We start from the raw sequence: 15,641 nt of genomic DNA, 5'->3' as shown, positions 1-15,641 counted from the left end.
TACGATACCGGGGTTTTCGCTTTTTTTCTATGTTCAATTCAAAATCTGATGGATTTTATGCGTCAACCACACCTTATGGTGATGAGCCATTTGATATTTGTTGGTATAGAATAGAATTAGAAATGTAATTAGATAAAAAAGAATGAGGGATATAACTTGAATGAATCTATCGACGTATGGAAAGAAAGAATAGAAAAATACTCTAAAGAAACATCTCAGTTTATAGACAAATGGATTGATCACTTGGATGAAAAAGGGACGAAGCTAAAAGACAAGTGGATTGAACAAAGTCAAACGATAGATAAACAGAATCGTCTGTTAGAGTCTTTGAAAAAGAAAGAAGAGTTGAATCAAAAAACAATTCAATCTTTGCAACAAAAATTGAAAGAGAAAGACTCTAGCAAAAATCAGCAACGAATGAATGATCTTTCGAATTCTTTGAAAGAGAAAAATGAGATAGTAAGCAAGTTGTTGCGTCACGTTCAGGCACAGCAAAAACAATTAGATGAAAAGAATATCAAGGTACAAAATCTTGAGGAAACGCTAAGTCAATCAGAGAAAATCATTAGCGAAACTCAATATCGTTTGAACCAATCTAAAATGATGTTAAAAGAACTTCAAGAAGAACGACTAAAAGTTCAAAAAGAACACCAACGAACGACTAAATTGCTTCAAACCTATAAAGCGAAGCTTGAAGAAGCTGCAAGTGAAAGCACGGTTCGACACTACGAACATCTTATTAAAACGTTGACCGATCAACTGTTTCAAGTGACAGAACGGACAGAAGAAATCGACCGTGAAATGTATCAAGAGAATAATAAAAATCGTGAATTTGAGGAATTATTAGAACAAGAAAAAGCGCGTGCCACCGAGTATCTCAGTGATATTAAACATATGAAACTTGAATACGAGAAAGTCATTTCGGAGCGTGAACAACTATACGGTCTATTAACGAAGTACAAAGATGAGATGAATGCGTACATCTCTCAGTTAGAGAATGAAAGGGAAATCGTAACTAGCCAGAGAGCCGAAATGCATGAACTTGAAAACTGGTTGAATGAAGAGTGGAATGAGCGTGAGCGATTACAAATCGAGTACGAAAATTTAATTGCACAACGAACCGAAGTATTTTTTGAACGGGAAACAACGACAAGTGAATTAAAAAAGAAAATGGATTTAGAGCAAAGGATGGAGCGAGGATTCGATAAAGTATTTCAATATGTAAAACTTTCTCCTACTTTTTACAAGGACTACAGACAATTGAAAGACCCGAGCGAAAGAATGAGCTTAGAAGTAGGATTGATCGAAATGGAAATTTCATATCGAATGGGAAAACCGAAGTATCGTCGAAATATCGTTAGAACTAAAGAGCATCACTATTACGAGTGAGAATGGGGTACTAATATTGGATTGCCTGGGCGAATTTACGTCCGAAATGAAGGTTCGGGATGTGTCGTGGAACGAATTAGCCGAATCAAGGACGGTGGAAGCAAGCTTAGTCAAGATCGTGTAATCGACTGGTTAAAAAAACAATAAAAAAATTGAGACATCACTAAACATTGCCCCTATCATTCCGATATAGAGTATGGAAACGATAAAACGTTCCAACTAATACAAGGTGAGGGGCCGGCCTAAACCTTGTATGCTCGGACAAATGGATTTGGAAGAGCGGAAAAACTCAAACCTATGGAGGGAAATTACAATGATTATTAACAATAACTTAAATGCAATGAACGCACACCGTAACATGTCATTCAACACGGCTAACACTGGAAAGGCAATGGAGAAATTGTCTTCAGGTCTTCGCATTAACCGTGCTGGCGACGATGCTGCTGGTCTTGCAATCTCTGAAAAAATGCGCGGTCAAATTCGTGGTTTGGACCAAGCTTCACGTAACGCACAAGATGGGATTTCGATGATTCAGACAGCTGAAGGTGCTCTGAATGAAACACACTCAATCCTTCAACGTATGCGTGAACTTGCTGTTCAAGCAGGTAACGATACAAACACAACAACTGACCGTGGCGAAATTCAAAAAGAAATCAACTCGTTGACTTCTGAAATCAACCGCGTTGGTAACACAACTGAATTTAACAACCAAAAACTTCTTAATGCTACATCTGGTGTACAAGTGCCTGGAACTGCAGCTGTTGGTGGAGTTGCTGCATCTACTTTTGCAACCCCAACTAACTTAACTGTCGATACAGTTGCTGGAACAACTGGCGACGTTACAGTTGAAGGAACTTACACTGGAGCTGCAGATGTTACTTTGTCAGTTTCTCATGATGTTGATGCGGGAACTTGGACATACAGTACTGATGGCGGAACAACAAACAATGCTATTACTGGATCGACAGTTACGGTTGACGGTTTAACAATTGACGTTTCTGGTGTTGATGTTTCTTCAGCAACAGGCGGTGCCACGGCTGAGTTCTCAACAGCACTCACTGCTGCTGTCGCACCTACGACACCTGCAACTGCAGCAAGTTCTGAACTTAAACTCCAGATTGGTGCGAACGAAAACCAAACAATGACGGTCTCGTTCACAGACATGCGTGCAGCTGCACTCGGGATCACTGGAACTGGAGCTGGATTCTCTGGAGTCGCAAACGTTACAGACGGAACTAACAACTCGAGCGTTGAAAATGCTCTTGATGTTTCAACAGCAGAAAATGCTGGTAATGCTGTAACTGTTCTTCAAGATGCGATTGAAAAAGTATCTGCAGAGCGCTCTAAATTAGGTGCTTCGCAAAACCGTCTTGAGCATACGATTAACAACTTGAGCACTTCTGGAGAAAACCTTCAAGCTGCTGAGTCACGTATTCGCGATGTTGACATGGCAAAAGAGATGATGAACTTCACGAAGAACAACATCCTTAACCAAGCTTCACAAGCAATGCTTAGTCAAGCAAACCAGCAGCCGCAAGCGGTTCTTCAACTTCTCCGTTAAGATTTACTCTATTTCTTAACCAACATTCACTAGAATCAGGCTGTAAAAATGTCCGTCCCTCAAAAAATGAGAGACGGACATTTTTTAATATAGATAAACGGCTATGTCTTCTTTCAAATAATTCTTTTTAATATCTTGCCATTTGTAAACAACAGACCAGTAGGTACGGTCTAGCTGCTGGGCAATCGCAGCGTCCGTCATTCCATTCTGTTTTGCTCGAATGATAAACTCAATCTCATCTGTTGTATAGTCATTTTTTGCTTTTGAGGAAATGACAGTCATATCGGGATGTTTCTCTCGTTCAATCTTTAATCGATAGTCCCAATCGAGCTTTTTGCGCATGGATGGAATGGCATAAGCATAAGGAGAGAACTCATTTAAGAAACGAATCGATTCTTCTGTTTTTTGAATACGAAGTGTATAGAAGTGACCATCAGAACGTCGACTCAATACGAAATGATGATGGAACGTTCGCTCTATGAATGAACTTAACAGTTCAAGTTCCTCAGGATAAAAGGCTTGGAGATAAAGATAGATATGTGGAGTTATGATCATCTGATTCAATTTGGAGCGTGTAGATTTTGTCAATGACAGACTTCCATCATCCAAATACAGAGCTAGTAAAAAAACGGGATGAACACATTCTTCTAATAAATGTACCGGAATCTGTTTTTTTCGATCGTCATAACATTGGTCTCGTAACCAAGTAAATAGCTGATCCTTTCTTGAATAGAGTTCTGCACTTGTTCCTGTCTTTCTGACTTTAATCCCCTCAAAGACACGAGGGGCGCTCTTTAGTTTCCACTCACGATACTCCATTTGCTTGACTGAAAAATGTTCGCGGTACTGCAGTCCATTCTTCGGAGCGACTTTTGAATTTGTTCGTGTAATGGTTCCATCTCCTAGTAATGTTCCTAACAATAAACTTTTCTCAAACACGGTCAATTCGTCCCATTCCATCATGCACCCTCCTCGAATCTCTAAAAATTAGTACTCTATATTATTAGTTCCCGATTTTAATTTTGATAGTCGGAATACCATTGTAGAAAAAGGATAGGGATGAAAAGGATTTTTAGTTTAAGAATTTGAAAAAAGAGTTTGGTTAAAACATAACGTTTAAACATTCACTTATATTACTGCAATGCTTTTACATCTCAATAAAACTGAAAAATGAAGTGTGGTGAACCGATATAGTATGTGAGAACAATGAAAATGAGGAGCAGAAGCTTATGAATCCAATTATCTCTGAAGTCAGGCTTCACTTACCTTCTTCTGTCTTGCCCTATGAACAAACAAAAAACGTGTTCGTCGAAGCGAATCAAAAAGCGCTCGCTGACGAAGGTATCGTTATTCTCCCGACACCTCAACACGTGACAAAGTTAGAGGCTGCCGTCGAGAAGGCAAACCGTGTATTAGAACAACAACGTACTGGTCTTAAGTTTATGAAACATGAAAAATTGAACGACTATTATATTCAAATTGTGGACACGAACAACGAAGTCATTCGTGAAATCCCAAGCAAGAAGTCCCTCGACTTTTTCGCTGCGTTTATGGAATTCAATCAGCTCTTCGATGAACGTGTATAAAGGAGGTCCATCATGACAACACCTATCCGATTCGGCGGACTCGCCAGTGGGATTGATACCGATACAATTATTAAGCAGTTGATGCAAGTGGAACGAGTACCGGTCGACAAGCTTGAACAAAAGAAACAAACGACTGAATGGAAACGAGACGCTTATCGTGAAATCAATCGCTCGCTCATGACGCTAAGAAACAGTGCGGTCGATCTCATGTTCAGCCGAAATTTCTATGCGAAGACATCTAGCTCTTCTGATGAGTCGCGTGTCTCCGTAGTGGCTGGACCATCGAGCGGGAACACGGCAATCAAGATTGAATCCGTGGAAAATTTGGCTACTGCTGCTTCAACTGTAGTTGAACCACTCACCAAGGTGGACCAGCAGATTACAGCCACTACGAAAATCTCAGATCTCAAAGGATTAGTCGCCGGACAAAAGCGTGTCCATCAAGATGCTGATGGTAAAGAAATGATATTGGCTAAAGGATTAGATTTTTCAACCGTCGTCTTAAAAGATAAGGATGGCAACACGTTAATCAATGATGATTTCACGTATGATGCCGTCACTGGAAAACTAACAGCAAATGAATTGACGAAGTATCCAGAAAGCGTCATTCCGAAAGGTGTCGTTGCGGAGTACACGAGCGGTACAGGATATGAACTAGGGTTTAAGTCGTCTGCGACAGGACCACATCAAAAAATTGAACTGGGTGCGGATGCGACTGTTCAAGACTTAATCAGTCAATTGAACGGTAAGGATACCGGTTTATCAGCATTTTTTGAACCGTCAACTGGAAAAATTTCAATTTCGACGAAAGAGACAGGGCAAGCCGCGACAATCGATTTTGATGCAGAATCGCGAATCGCTCTCGGGCTAAGCGACGCTCCAATTGGTGTAGATGCTAAATTTAAAATCAACGGGATTGATGTGACTCGTTCTTCGAATACTGTCACGTTTGACAACATGACCATCACTTTGAAAGCTGAGTTTAAGGAAGTAAGTAACCCAACACCTGTCACGCTATCAGCCGCAACTGACACCCAAAAAGTGTTTGATAACATCAAAGGGTTTGTCGATAAATATAATGAGACGATTGATTTGATGAACAAGAAAGTCAAAGAAGACCGTTTCCGTTCATTTACTCCGCTCACACAGGCGCAACGTGATGAATTGTCTGAAGATGAAATCAAGAAGTGGGAAGAAAAAGCGATGAGCGGGATGCTCCGTGGTGATACGATTGTCCGCAGTGCGATGGATACGATGCGTGGCAAGTGGTCGAGTACATCAGCTTCAACGAACGATGATACAATGCAACAGTTGTTCCAAATTGGTCTTGCGACCGGGGCTGACTTCACGAACGGTGGAAAAATTGAGTTGAATGAAGAGAAACTCAAAGCCGCCATCGAGAAAGATCCAGAACAGGTGTATCAACTGTTCACGAATGCAGAAAGTGGACTGCTTCCACAAATCCGTGATGCAGCAGCTGATTCCAGAGCGACGATCACCCGGATTGCTGGGGCGGACGGATCTGGTGCACCGACCTATTCGATGGGGCGAGAGATGGCGCAAATCGATACGCGCATTCAGCGCTTGAACGACTTACTTGTAAATAAAGAAAACGCCTACTACCGTCGCTTCGCAGCAATGGAGACGGCGATGAACCAGGCGAACTCGCAAGCCGCCTCACTGCAACAGTTTTTAGGCGGAGGAATGTAAGGAGGAACTAAGATGGTAGCCAATCCATATGCAGCATACCAAAACAACGCGGTCACGACCGCAAACCCACAAGAACTGACGCTCATGCTGTATGACGGGGCGCTCAAGTTCATGCGTCTCGCCAAACTCGCCATCGAGCAAGGAAACCCGGATTTAAAAAATACGAACATTCAAAAGACACAAGCTATCTTTCAAGAGATGCGCTTAACGTTGAATAAGGATGTTGCCATCTCGGCGAACTTGGACTCGCTGTACGAATACATGTGGCGTCGCCTCGTCGATGCGAACGTCAAAAACGACACGACCATCCTCGACGAAGTGCTCGACTTTACGACAGAGCTCCGCGACACGTGGAAGGAAGCGATGAAACTCGCGAAGCAAGCATGAGACCAATTGATGAGATTATCTTCAAAACACAGCGATTAAAAGATTTACTGGCGAAAGTGCCGGAAGAGCCGACATACGACACATGGATGGACCAAATCCATGAGTTGCTCGACGACCGCGAACAATTGCTTGCGGCGCACGGACCGGATTTGAAGGACGCTGACCAGACGGTGATTCGTCAACTCGTCGACGACAGCCAGCAGATTGCCCGCTTAATCGAGGCCGAGCATCAACGGCTCGGGATGACACTCGGGACGGCGCGACAGGAACGGAAGACAGTCAAGTCGTACGTCGACCCATATGAGGACGTCGATTCGAACTTCTCGGGATTATTCGATCAACAGACATGAAACAGCTCGAAGGTGCGCCTTCGAGCTGTTTTTATTTATGAGGTTTTGATTTCTTGTCGCACTTTCAAAAGCATTCTGGATAGCGTGAACAAAACCAGCCCGCTCACATTAAACTTCAAGTAAACCATCAGGGCGTCTTGAAGTGACGACACCGGCAGAAAACCACTGAATACGACGAGCGGCAGAATCGTCACATGCATCGTGGCCCAATGAATCAGAATCTGTTTCCAGAACGACCACTGTCGAACTTCATAGATGACACTCGTCAGACCAAGGAAGAACGCCATCCCACCATAGACGAGCATATTATGTACACCTTCCATATTTCCGTTCCACCACTGATACGTCGCCAGCAACCCGAATAGCGCGAACCACTTCACACCGCGAACGAATCCTGTTTTAAATAAACTCATCCATCTCGTCTCCTCATCTATTCGTTATCATTATTTACGACTCAACTCCGAAAAAGTTTCATTCTATTTGATAGAGATGCAAAGACGTCTGTTTTCGTTTAAAATCGGGTAAATACCACTGTAACCGTTGCTTCTTTTCTGGAAAGGGGAGGGAAACGAGATGAGTGAGAAAAAAGTGAAACCTGAGTCAGCGAAAAACCGTCGTTACTTCGTCTACGGTCCAGAAGGGGCGTACGATGAATATGTGGAACGTGACCCGAAAATCGAGGCGTATGTCGAAGACGATGCGCCACTCGAAGAGGGTCCGGATCCGTATGAAGAAGAAGAGCTCAAATCAAGAGGATAAATCAGTCAAAGTCAAGGTCGTTTCAATGACCTTGACTTTTATTTATTTAGGATAATAACCCTATACGTTTTTTTACAACGGGCGGGCTAGACAATCCAGTATGCTCATCTTATCAACCACCACTCACATGAAAAAGGAGAGAAATAAGATGAACATGAAACGATATGGATTGATCCTAGCTTTACCTTTAACACTGCTTGTAGGCTGCGGAGAGGCCGATGAACTGAAGACGACAGCGACCGATACGGAGGAAGTTGTAGAGGCAGAGAAGAAGGAAGAACCAGCGGCAGACACAAAAGAAGAAGCAGAAGTGCAGGAGAGTGAACTTGGTTCAAACCAAATCTTCATGAAGAACAAGGAGCTCGACATCAAAGAGACGATTGGCTCTGTCAACTTCGCCATCGATAAAGTGCAGACGTCCCGACTCACGGTCAACGAGGCGTACCGAGACTCGTTTGACGGACAAGAAGAAGTGACAGTCGTCGCGATGAATGTCATTGTCGAAAATACGATTGACGACACCATCAGTTTTCATCCAAACCAAGCGACGCTCGTGACCAACACGGGCGAACAAGTGTCGGCTGACTTGTGGTTCTCAGATGATGTCGGCGGCGAGTTCCTCGGGAAAGTGAAGAAGGAAGGGAACGTCCTCTTCTTCGTCAAAGCGATGCCGGAAGAGTTAGCGGACGTGAAAGTCGTCATCGATGGACCGTCGGACGCGAACTATGAGTCGATTGGAGAATCTCGTTACGAATACACGATCGACATCACCAAATAAAGAGAACGCGCATCTTCGCGATGCGCGTTCTCCTATTGTCGTTGATGCGGCAACGGAATCGTCAACACGTTCCAGTTCTCGCCAGCGAATACTTTCGCGAGAAAGACGATTTGTCCGACGTGATAGCTGTAGTGCGACACTTGCTTCTCAATCGCCCAGATGACCGTCTTCTCTTCGCCGCGGATGAAGACGGTATTGCCGAGGTCTTCCGGCGTGAGGCTCGCCAAGACGTCGTCCAACAGTTGCCAACGTTTGTCCCACGTCGCCATCAGTTCGTCGCGTGACTGTTGTTGGTCCTCGAACTCGGCGTCGCGGTTCCGGTCCGTCTTCTCGCCGTCCGTCGTCAAAAAGTCGGTCCAGCGGGACTTCATGTTGTTCGAGATGTGCTGCACGATGACCGTGAGCGAGAGCGTGTCTTTCGCGAGCACGCGATGCATGTCCTCGTCGTTCACTTGCTTCAACGCGTCTTCGGCGAGCTGTTTCTGTTCCTTGAAAATCGAGCGTACCGTTTCGATATAGCGGGCTTCAAACATGGAATGACCTCCTTTGGATTCCTACTAACCATACCCTAATCTGAACGTGATAAAAATAATAGTAAAATAGCGAAATCCGAATTATAATGAGAATGTACCGTGCAAGACGCCACCGCGCGATCGGTTCTTGGATGCCCAGTTTAGGTTTTGACATGATTCATGTCGCGTCTATCTCCTTTCGGTTTGGGGGTTCATCCGTGAAGAGAACCGACCGCGTTTGTCCGTGAGTGGATGAGCGCGGTTTTTTTTGTATGCGAAAAGGGAGAGCCGCGGCTCTCCCTTTTAGGCATGTTCGATTCTAAAGTCTTCCCAGTGTGACCGGGCCTGGGTACGGATCCGCTCCGACACTTCCTTGCTGCCGAGCAAGATGCCGTACCAACGCCTTGCATCCTCATATAGACCGAGCGCGGCCGACAAGTCGGCGATCCGCAGCATGAGCTGGTCGTACGGGAGGCCGGTCCGGACTTGGTCCGTGTACGCCTCCTGCACCTCGTTGTACTTGTCGAGCGTCCGCTTCATCCATTCCTTCTCGGACGCCTCGTCGCCCGTCAGGCGGTACATCCAGACGAGCCGCATGCCGAGCATGGCGACGACGGACGGCTTTTGTCCACTCAGTTGAGCTGTCACGACGGCGAACTTGTAGAGCCGGATGACGTGCTCGGCCGAGCGGTCGCCCGTGAGCGCCTCGGCGTTGACGCGGTCGAAGTAGCCCGATTCGAGCGCCTCGCGATTCGTCTTCCGCATCTTGTCGAATGAGTCGTGAAAGACGAGATGACAATGACTGCAGACGGTCGGCTCATAAAAGTACGGGTTGGCACCGTCGTACGTCGTGTATCCGTCCTTCGCGACTTCCTGTGGCCGGATGTGGCGCGACAAGACACGTGGCGTCTCACTCTGTTTCAAGCAATACGGACATTTCACTTTTTTCGAAAAGATATGTTCTGCCATCATCTCACCTCACACGTATACGTTGACGAGCAGTCCGCGAATCTCACCGACTTGGTCGAGGAGCGACAAACGGGACGCCTCACCCGAGATGACTTGATCCGTCAACGCGAGTAGCTTTTGGTCAACCTGTTCGACGATCTTGTAAATCTTGGCCCGGCCGCGGCGGTTGAAGCCGCGTTTGTCCTCGAGGCGGAGCGCCGCGTCGACGGCGTCTTTCATAAAGTCTTTAATGAGCTGTTTATATTCAGCGAGCGACTCGACCGTCTGGCTCTCGGCGAGAAGCTCGCCTTTCTCGTGGATGGCCGCGATTTGGCGCTGGAAACGCTCGTGCTCGCGGTCCTCACGTTTTTGACCGATGACGTTCTGGAACGAGACGCCAGGCTCAGCCTCGGAGCGTTTCGCCTTACCGGCGCCGTGAAGCGACTGCGTCTCCATGATGCGACGAATGTCCATAGAATCCGTCCTTCCTTAAGTTAGTTCAACAATTGTAGCACGCCTTGCGGCAATGCGTTCGATTGGGCGATCATCGCCATACCGGATTGATTCAAGATGTTGAGACGGGCGAAGTCCATCATCTCGCGCGCCATGTCGGCGTCGCGTATGCGTGACTCGGAAGCCGTCAAGTTCTCAGACCCGATCGTGACGACGCTCACGTTCGCCTCGAGCCGGTTCTGGATGGCGCCGAGTTTCGAACGTTCGAGCGAGACCTTTTGAATGGCGGTGTCGAACTTGGCGATGGCGTCATTGGCGCCACCTTGCGTCGTCACATCCAGTCCCTCAATCCCGAGGGCACCGGCGCGCATGTCGTCGATGTTCAAGACGACGCCTTCGCCGCTACCGGCCCCGAGTTGGAAGAAGAGCGTCTCATTGCCGGCGATATAGTCCCCGTTCATAATTTTCTTCGAGTTGAACTCGGTCGTCTCGGCGATCCGGGTCACTTCAGCCGTGAGCGCCGTGATCTCGTCTTGGATCGCCTTGGCGTCATCACCGCTCAGCGTCCCGTTCGACGCTTGGACCGACAGCTCGCGCATCCGTTGCAGGAGGGCGTGCGTCTCGCTCATCCCACCTTCAAGCGTCTGTGTGAGCGAGATGCCGTCGAGGGTGTTGCGTTCGGCCATCGACAGCGAGTCGAGACGGATGCGCATCTTCTCGGAGATGGCGAGCCCGGCCGCGTCGTCGGACGCCTTGTTGATGCGGACGCCGCTCGAGAGGCGGTCCATCGTCTTTTTCATCGTCGCCTGGTTGACCGTGAGCGACGAGTAGGCTTTGAGCGCTTGCACGTTATTGGTAATTTTCATAACGGTTTCCTCCTGAAGGTACGGGTTGAAGTCGGGCGTTCTCAATCGCCTCGCCCCACGTCTTGTCGAGCTCACTTGCGAGGCCGTGAAGCTCCTCGATCTTGTCCATGTCTTGTTCGATCAATGCCTCGAGGCTCGATTTCGCCATATAGAGGTAAAGCTCGTCAAGTTGGGCCGAGATGATGCCGCCGCCGTCGTGAAGTCCTTGGTGGAGCTTCGCGAGCAGTTCGCGTGCTTGACGCAAGTGGCGGTTGCGTTCGGCGATCGTCGCCGTCCTGGCTTGTTCATAGTGGTAGACGAGCGCGTGGAGCATCGCTTGGGTCAGCTCTTGCGGGCTCATTTCGTATAGTCGGTTCGAATTCATGATGGGTCTCCTTTGATGGTATCGAGTTCTTCGATCAGTAATAGCACTTCGGCCATGACGTCATACAGCTGAGGGGGAATCGCATCCCCGAGGTCAAGGTCGAGCAGGTGACCAAGGAGCGAGTGGTCGTGCTCGATGGCGACGCCGCGCGATCTTGCCTCATCTAAAATTTTATCGGCGACGGCGCCTGTTCCACGGGCGACGATGACCGGGGCCCGGTCGATCGTCTCGTCATAGCGGACGACGGCGGCCGTCTTGCGTTTCGTCAAATCCATACGTTGATACATAACAGCCTCCTAGATGCGGAAATCATAGCCGGTCGTCTCGAGCGTCGGACGCTCGATCTCCGGTCGGTCCGTCTTCGTCAATGGGCGGAACTGGGTGGTCACGCTCCGGTAACCGATCGCTTCGAGCGTCGTCTCGATTTTGCCGAGAAGCGGCTTGGCGAGCGTCTCGACGACAGGGTCATCGTGTTCGAGCGTGAGTCGCAGATTCCGGTCGATCGCCTCGAGTTTGACGCCGATCTCTCCGAGACGTGGTGTCTCAAGTCGGATATAGAGCACGCTGTTCTCCCAGTCGACGACGTCCCCGGCCTCACGGTTTTGGATATGGACGTGGATACCGGTGTCGATCTCTTGGACTTTCGCCGGCAAGGCGAGGATGAGCTGCTGGAGCTGCCCGCCGTCGAGCCGGTTCAGTGTCTGTTGGACTTGGAAGAACGAGGCGAGCCGCTGCGCTTCAGGTGTCGCCGCGTCAGCTTTCAATGACAATGTCGACGCTTGGACGCGCTGCGCCGTCTCTTGGATGACGCGGCCCGATAGGTTCGGGTCGACCTTGAACGGCGTGACGCGCGGCAGTTCGCCGGCGCGGGTCGCCTGGTGCGGGATGTATTCGAGCCGGACATGGTTCGGCACGTAGCGGAACTCGTTCAAGCTGGCGCGCACTTCTTTAATGAGTGCGGCACTCTCGGCAGGTTTCGTCGACAGCAGCCCGAGGGCGACATCGAGCTTCGCCGTCATCGCGACGAGCGCCTTCTCTTGGGTCGCGCTCGTATGTAGCAAGGCGTCCGTCTTTTGGATGAGTTGCGTCAGCCGTGTCGACACCGTCTCGAGCGCGGGGCGCGCCTGATGCGGGTTCGTCTCGACGAGGGCGGCGACTTGGCCGAGCTGTTTCGTGACCGTCACTTGCTCGTTTCGGAACGTGTTCGTCACGGTCGCGAGATGTGTCGTCACTTCTTTGACGAGCACCGGTCGTCCGAGGACGGGCGGTAACGCCTCGCGCGGCTCGATTCGCGTCGGGCGCGGCTCCGGCAATTCATTGATGAGTCGGTCGACCGTCTCCGGTGTCGGCGTCAAACGTTCGCTGACGGGACGCGACAAGTTGACGTGCTCGATGAAGCGTTCTTTCTGCGGGTAGGGGGCGTCGGGTGCCGGACGAGTCACCAGTTGTCTCGCTTCATCTAATGACGCGACGGCGATGTCGCGGGCGACGTCACGCGGGAGCGTCGGTGCCTCGATCGTCTTTAGCCAAAGGACCGCATCGCGCAGGTCACCTTTAAAGACGGTTTCGAGCAGTCGCACCGTGTCCTCGTTCATCGGTAACCGTCCTGATTGGAGCAGGCGGCTGACGGCGCTCCGCACCTCGGGCGGTAGCGACGCGAGCAACGCTTGGATTTTTGTATCGAGTTTCACCGGTTGACTGCTCGGCATGTCCGGAGTCTCCGGCTCAGGCTTGACGACGATCGTCCCGATCAGCTGGCCGTCTTGTTCGGCGAGCGTCAATTGGAACGGATTCGTCTTCGGGAGCCCGCCTTCGAACGTGACCTCGACGTGCTCGCCGTTGATTTTAACGATGCCGGAGTCGGGTCCGGTCTGTTTGACGAGTTCGGCCTTATAGACCCGGTTCGTTTGGATACCGGCCGTGACCGCGACGGCCGCGGTCAATGGGGCTTGGATTTGCATAGTTGTCACCTCGACCAATATATCGACCTCTTTTTCAAAAAGTGAAGCGAAACCGACAGAAAAAAACCTCCCGTCGGACGACGGAAGGGTCAGGATTCGAGCAAGGCGTTCTGGTTCAATTGTTGAAACCGGGCGACGAGTTCGCCCGTCGCTTTCAGCTGGTTGCGGAGGACGTACGCGGTCGCATTCGTTTGAATCCGGTGACCGTCCTGGGTGACGACCGAGCCGTTCGGCTCTAGCGAGTCACTCGAGATGTCACGGATGTGGGACCAGGCGTACCATTCGCAATCAGGGCGCTTCGGGGACTTCGTCGGGAAGAAGACGAGCCCGGACGTCGGTTCGATGACGACAGGCACTTTGCCTTTGACACCGGCGACGCGCTTGGCGACGAAGATGCGTTCCTCGATCGAACTGCTGTACTGGCGGCACGAGAGCTGCAACAGCTGGTAGGGCCGGAGCGGCGTCATGATCTCAGATCCGTCCTCGAGAATGATCCGCGATTGCATCGTCATGTCTCGACATGGCAAAATCGCCACCGTCCGTTTCGTGATCCGGTATTTCTCCTCGGAATGGTAGGGGCGCATACAGCTGCACCATCCTTTTCGTATTGGATTTTCAGGCTCGGCCATAACAGATGGAACACAAACCTAAATCATCCCTTCCATGATATATCACAAAATATGTAAATTCAATAAGGCGATATGAAAAGTAGGGAAATATAATTCCAATGTAAGCCAAACGCGAATTCGTTTGCAAAAATTTGAGAAAGTGTTTGTCACGCCTGCAAGAAGGTGGTAAGATTACCGATAGAGGGAAAGCCTCTGTATTCTTCAATGGTGAAAGGAATGGATTTACACATGGTAGGTAAAGTAAAATGGTTTAACTCAGAAAAAGGTTTTGGATTCATCGAAGTAGAAGGCGGCAAAGACGTATTCGTACACTTCTCAGCAATCCAAACTGACGGCTACAAATCACTTGACGAAGGTCAAGAGGTAGAGTTTGAAATCGTTGATGGCGAGCGTGGCCCACAAGCGGCTAACGTTACAAAATTATAATTTCGAACCACGAGTCGGCTCCTAACGGGGCCGACTTTTTTGTTTTTCTCACATAATGTCCTTCCCAATCAAAATCGCGTTTAAGAACGGACAGAACGGGTAGTTTGTTTCTATACCACCGATTCACGTGGAAGACGGACCTGTCGGAACAAAATTGTCATTATTTTCTGATGATAACGTTTTCAAACGATTCGGATTCGGGGTATACTATATATGAGCCACCTGGTTCCACTTTCTTTTCAGAAATGAAGCAGGAGATTCGGTCCAATCTGACGAATCATTGGGTCAAGCGGTTATTTTAAGGAGGAGTTCAGATGATTTATAACATTCGCGGCGAAAACATTGAAGTCACACCAGCCATCCAAGACTATGTCGAGAAAAAGCTGGACAAATTGACTCGGTATTTCACAACTCCTACGGATGCACAGACGGCTTACGTCAACTTGAAAGTGTACAATGAGAAACAAAAAGTGGAAGTGACGATCCCGATGCCGAACTTGTTGCTCCGTGCTGAGGAGACCAACCTCGACATGTACGCGGCAATCGACCTCGTCGTCGACAAATTGGAACGTCAAATCCGTAAACACAAAACGAAACTCAACCGTAAATCGCGTGCCAAAGATGGCGGTATCGGCGAGTACTTCAAATCACTCGAAGGTCCCGAAGACGTGGTCGTCTATGACGAGGACGAGGCAGAACTCGAACTCGTGCGGACGAAGCGTTTCACGCTCAAACCGATGGACACGGAAGAAGCGATTCTTCAGATGGACATGCTCGGTCACAGCTTCTTCGTCTTCTCAGACGCAGAGACGGGCAACACGAACGTCGTCTACCGTCGTAAAGATGGCAAATACGGCTTGATCGAACCTGAATAATTCAACCTTGAAACCACACGGCCCTCCGACTCGGAGGGCCGTTTCCTTTTGCCTTTCCTTGAAAGCAAGGGTCACTTCGGTTAAACT

20 protein-coding genes are annotated in these 15,641 nt (G+C 48.8%); 10 read left to right on the top strand and 10 right to left on the bottom strand.

Features of this window, described 5'->3' with window-relative positions; all coding sequences use genetic code 11:
* Positions 1-156 precede the first annotated feature (156 nt).
* Together KNP79_RS13425 and KNP79_RS13420 are read left to right on the top strand one after the other, a co-directional pair.
* Positions 157-1,389 (top strand): coiled-coil domain-containing protein, encoded by a 1,233-nt coding sequence (locus KNP79_RS13425; protein WP_215192776.1) that lies wholly within the window; start codon positions 157-159, stop codon positions 1,387-1,389.
* A 313-nt stretch (positions 1,390-1,702) separates the two neighbouring features.
* Complete coding sequence (locus tag KNP79_RS13420) at positions 1,703-2,950, top strand: flagellin N-terminal helical domain-containing protein (RefSeq protein WP_215192775.1); 1,248 nt, start codon at positions 1,703-1,705, stop codon at positions 2,948-2,950.
* Between the two features lie 84 nt (positions 2,951-3,034).
* Here the strand turns inward: KNP79_RS13420 and KNP79_RS13415 are convergent, their stop codons facing one another.
* Positions 3,035-3,910 carry an endonuclease gene (locus KNP79_RS13415; RefSeq protein ID WP_215192774.1) on the bottom strand — a complete coding sequence of 292 codons (876 nt, stop codon included), beginning with the start codon at positions 3,908-3,910 and terminating at the stop codon, positions 3,035-3,037.
* Between the two features lie 269 nt (positions 3,911-4,179).
* On the opposite strand from KNP79_RS13415, the gene KNP79_RS13410 reads away from it, so the two are divergent.
* From KNP79_RS13410 to KNP79_RS13395, 4 genes are read left to right on the top strand one after another with little or no spacing between them, the layout of a single operon-like run.
* Positions 4,180-4,536: a flagellar protein FlaG gene (locus KNP79_RS13410; protein ID WP_215192773.1), complete on the top strand. Its 357-nt coding sequence runs from the start codon at positions 4,180-4,182 to the stop codon at positions 4,534-4,536.
* A 12-nt stretch (positions 4,537-4,548) separates the two neighbouring features.
* Positions 4,549-6,246, top strand: coding sequence for a flagellar filament capping protein FliD (gene fliD, locus KNP79_RS13405; protein WP_215192772.1), 1,698 nt, complete (start codon positions 4,549-4,551; stop codon positions 6,244-6,246).
* 12 nt (positions 6,247-6,258) lie between these two features.
* Positions 6,259-6,633, top strand: coding sequence for a flagellar export chaperone FliS (gene fliS, locus KNP79_RS13400; protein ID WP_214753877.1), 375 nt, complete (start codon positions 6,259-6,261; stop codon positions 6,631-6,633).
* On the top strand, positions 6,630-6,983 hold the full coding sequence (locus tag KNP79_RS13395) for a flagellar protein FliT (protein WP_029595022.1): 354 nt from the start codon (positions 6,630-6,632) through the stop codon (positions 6,981-6,983). Before fliS ends, KNP79_RS13395 begins: the two co-directional genes overlap by 4 nt.
* 35 nt (positions 6,984-7,018) lie before the next feature.
* Here the strand turns inward: KNP79_RS13395 and KNP79_RS13390 are convergent, their stop codons facing one another.
* Positions 7,019-7,396, bottom strand: coding sequence for a DUF3021 family protein (locus KNP79_RS13390; protein ID WP_215192770.1), 378 nt, complete (start codon positions 7,394-7,396; stop codon positions 7,019-7,021).
* A gap of 160 nt (positions 7,397-7,556) precedes the next feature.
* Between KNP79_RS13390 and KNP79_RS13385 the strand changes: the two genes are divergently transcribed.
* Positions 7,557-7,742, top strand: coding sequence for a hypothetical protein (locus KNP79_RS13385; protein ID WP_215192768.1), 186 nt, complete (start codon positions 7,557-7,559; stop codon positions 7,740-7,742).
* A 148-nt stretch (positions 7,743-7,890) separates the two neighbouring features.
* Positions 7,891-8,520, top strand: coding sequence for a DUF4352 domain-containing protein (locus tag KNP79_RS13380; RefSeq protein ID WP_215192766.1), 630 nt, complete (start codon positions 7,891-7,893; stop codon positions 8,518-8,520).
* A gap of 32 nt (positions 8,521-8,552) precedes the next feature.
* Here KNP79_RS13380 and KNP79_RS13375 read toward each other — a convergent pair whose 3' ends face one another.
* The 8 genes from KNP79_RS13375 to KNP79_RS13340 form a co-directional block, all read right to left on the bottom strand.
* On the bottom strand, positions 8,553-9,053 hold the full coding sequence (locus KNP79_RS13375; protein ID WP_215192764.1) for a DUF1572 family protein: 501 nt from the start codon (positions 9,051-9,053) through the stop codon (positions 8,553-8,555).
* Between the two features lie 282 nt (positions 9,054-9,335).
* Complete coding sequence (locus tag KNP79_RS13370; RefSeq protein ID WP_215192762.1) at positions 9,336-10,001, bottom strand: DUF2225 domain-containing protein; 666 nt, start codon at positions 9,999-10,001, stop codon at positions 9,336-9,338.
* Positions 10,002-10,010: 9 nt separating this feature from the next.
* On the bottom strand, positions 10,011-10,454 hold the full coding sequence (locus tag KNP79_RS13365; RefSeq protein ID WP_215192760.1) for a YaaR family protein: 444 nt from the start codon (positions 10,452-10,454) through the stop codon (positions 10,011-10,013).
* A gap of 20 nt (positions 10,455-10,474) precedes the next feature.
* On the bottom strand, positions 10,475-11,299 hold the full coding sequence (locus tag KNP79_RS13360) for a flagellin N-terminal helical domain-containing protein (RefSeq protein ID WP_215192758.1): 825 nt from the start codon (positions 11,297-11,299) through the stop codon (positions 10,475-10,477).
* Positions 11,283-11,663, bottom strand: a complete 381-nt coding sequence (locus KNP79_RS13355; protein WP_034778573.1) for a flagellar export chaperone FliS — start codon at positions 11,661-11,663, stop codon at positions 11,283-11,285. The genes KNP79_RS13360 and KNP79_RS13355 overlap by 17 nt, the downstream gene beginning before the upstream one ends.
* Entirely contained in the window at positions 11,660-11,950 is a 291-nt protein-coding gene (locus KNP79_RS13350) for an EscU/YscU/HrcU family type III secretion system export apparatus switch protein (RefSeq protein WP_029595031.1), read from the bottom strand. The genes KNP79_RS13355 and KNP79_RS13350 overlap by 4 nt, the downstream gene beginning before the upstream one ends.
* 9 nt (positions 11,951-11,959) lie before the next feature.
* A complete protein-coding gene (locus KNP79_RS13345; RefSeq protein WP_251132976.1) occupies positions 11,960-13,624 on the bottom strand; it encodes a hypothetical protein in 1,665 nt (554 codons plus the stop codon).
* Positions 13,625-13,713: 89 nt separating this feature from the next.
* Positions 13,714-14,208, bottom strand: a complete 495-nt coding sequence (locus KNP79_RS13340; protein WP_138859057.1) for a competence protein ComK — start codon at positions 14,206-14,208, stop codon at positions 13,714-13,716.
* Positions 14,209-14,481: 273 nt separating this feature from the next.
* Here KNP79_RS13340 and cspD point away from each other — a divergent pair, with 273 nt between their 5' ends.
* Positions 14,482-14,679, top strand: coding sequence for a cold-shock protein CspD (gene cspD, locus KNP79_RS13335; RefSeq protein WP_021065411.1), 198 nt, complete (start codon positions 14,482-14,484; stop codon positions 14,677-14,679).
* Positions 14,680-14,993: 314 nt separating this feature from the next.
* The gene (gene hpf, locus KNP79_RS13330; RefSeq protein WP_021065412.1) at positions 14,994-15,554 is read left to right on the top strand and encodes a ribosome hibernation-promoting factor, HPF/YfiA family; all 561 of its coding nucleotides are present in this window, start codon (positions 14,994-14,996) and stop codon (positions 15,552-15,554) included.
* Positions 15,555-15,641 lie beyond the last annotated feature (87 nt).

Source organism: Exiguobacterium sp. s7, assembly GCF_018618195.1.
GTDB lineage: Bacteria > Bacillota > Bacilli > Exiguobacteriales > Exiguobacteriaceae > Exiguobacterium > Exiguobacterium mexicanum_A.
Note: the sequence above shows the minus strand (reverse complement) of the source record. Positions and strands in the feature narration are given on the sequence as shown.

Excerpts from the sequence above, each read along its gene's own strand:
- KNP79_RS13420 (WP_215192775.1), top strand. The coding sequence starts at position 1,703 with ATGATTATTAACAATAACTTAAATGCAATGAACGCACACCGTAACATG.
- KNP79_RS13415 (WP_215192774.1), bottom strand. The coding sequence starts at position 3,910 with ATGGAATGGGACGAATTGACCGTGTTTGAGAAAAGTTTATTGTTAGGA.
- KNP79_RS13410 (WP_215192773.1), top strand. The coding sequence starts at position 4,180 with ATGAATCCAATTATCTCTGAAGTCAGGCTTCACTTACCTTCTTCTGTC.
- fliD (WP_215192772.1), top strand. The coding sequence starts at position 4,549 with ATGACAACACCTATCCGATTCGGCGGACTCGCCAGTGGGATTGATACC.
- fliS (WP_214753877.1), top strand. The coding sequence starts at position 6,259 with ATGGTAGCCAATCCATATGCAGCATACCAAAACAACGCGGTCACGACC.
- KNP79_RS13395 (WP_029595022.1), top strand. The coding sequence starts at position 6,630 with ATGAGACCAATTGATGAGATTATCTTCAAAACACAGCGATTAAAAGAT.
- KNP79_RS13390 (WP_215192770.1), bottom strand. The coding sequence starts at position 7,396 with ATGAGTTTATTTAAAACAGGATTCGTTCGCGGTGTGAAGTGGTTCGCG.
- KNP79_RS13385 (WP_215192768.1), top strand. The coding sequence starts at position 7,557 with ATGAGTGAGAAAAAAGTGAAACCTGAGTCAGCGAAAAACCGTCGTTAC.
- KNP79_RS13380 (WP_215192766.1), top strand. The coding sequence starts at position 7,891 with ATGAACATGAAACGATATGGATTGATCCTAGCTTTACCTTTAACACTG.
- KNP79_RS13375 (WP_215192764.1), bottom strand. The coding sequence starts at position 9,053 with ATGTTTGAAGCCCGCTATATCGAAACGGTACGCTCGATTTTCAAGGAA.
- KNP79_RS13370 (WP_215192762.1), bottom strand. The coding sequence starts at position 10,001 with ATGGCAGAACATATCTTTTCGAAAAAAGTGAAATGTCCGTATTGCTTG.
- KNP79_RS13365 (WP_215192760.1), bottom strand. The coding sequence starts at position 10,454 with ATGGACATTCGTCGCATCATGGAGACGCAGTCGCTTCACGGCGCCGGT.
- KNP79_RS13360 (WP_215192758.1), bottom strand. The coding sequence starts at position 11,299 with ATGAAAATTACCAATAACGTGCAAGCGCTCAAAGCCTACTCGTCGCTC.
- KNP79_RS13355 (WP_034778573.1), bottom strand. The coding sequence starts at position 11,663 with ATGAATTCGAACCGACTATACGAAATGAGCCCGCAAGAGCTGACCCAA.
- KNP79_RS13350 (WP_029595031.1), bottom strand. The coding sequence starts at position 11,950 with ATGTATCAACGTATGGATTTGACGAAACGCAAGACGGCCGCCGTCGTC.
- KNP79_RS13345 (WP_251132976.1), bottom strand. The coding sequence starts at position 13,624 with ATGCAAATCCAAGCCCCATTGACCGCGGCCGTCGCGGTCACGGCCGGT.
- KNP79_RS13340 (WP_138859057.1), bottom strand. The coding sequence starts at position 14,208 with ATGCGCCCCTACCATTCCGAGGAGAAATACCGGATCACGAAACGGACG.
- cspD (WP_021065411.1), top strand. The coding sequence starts at position 14,482 with ATGGTAGGTAAAGTAAAATGGTTTAACTCAGAAAAAGGTTTTGGATTC.
- hpf (WP_021065412.1), top strand. The coding sequence starts at position 14,994 with ATGATTTATAACATTCGCGGCGAAAACATTGAAGTCACACCAGCCATC.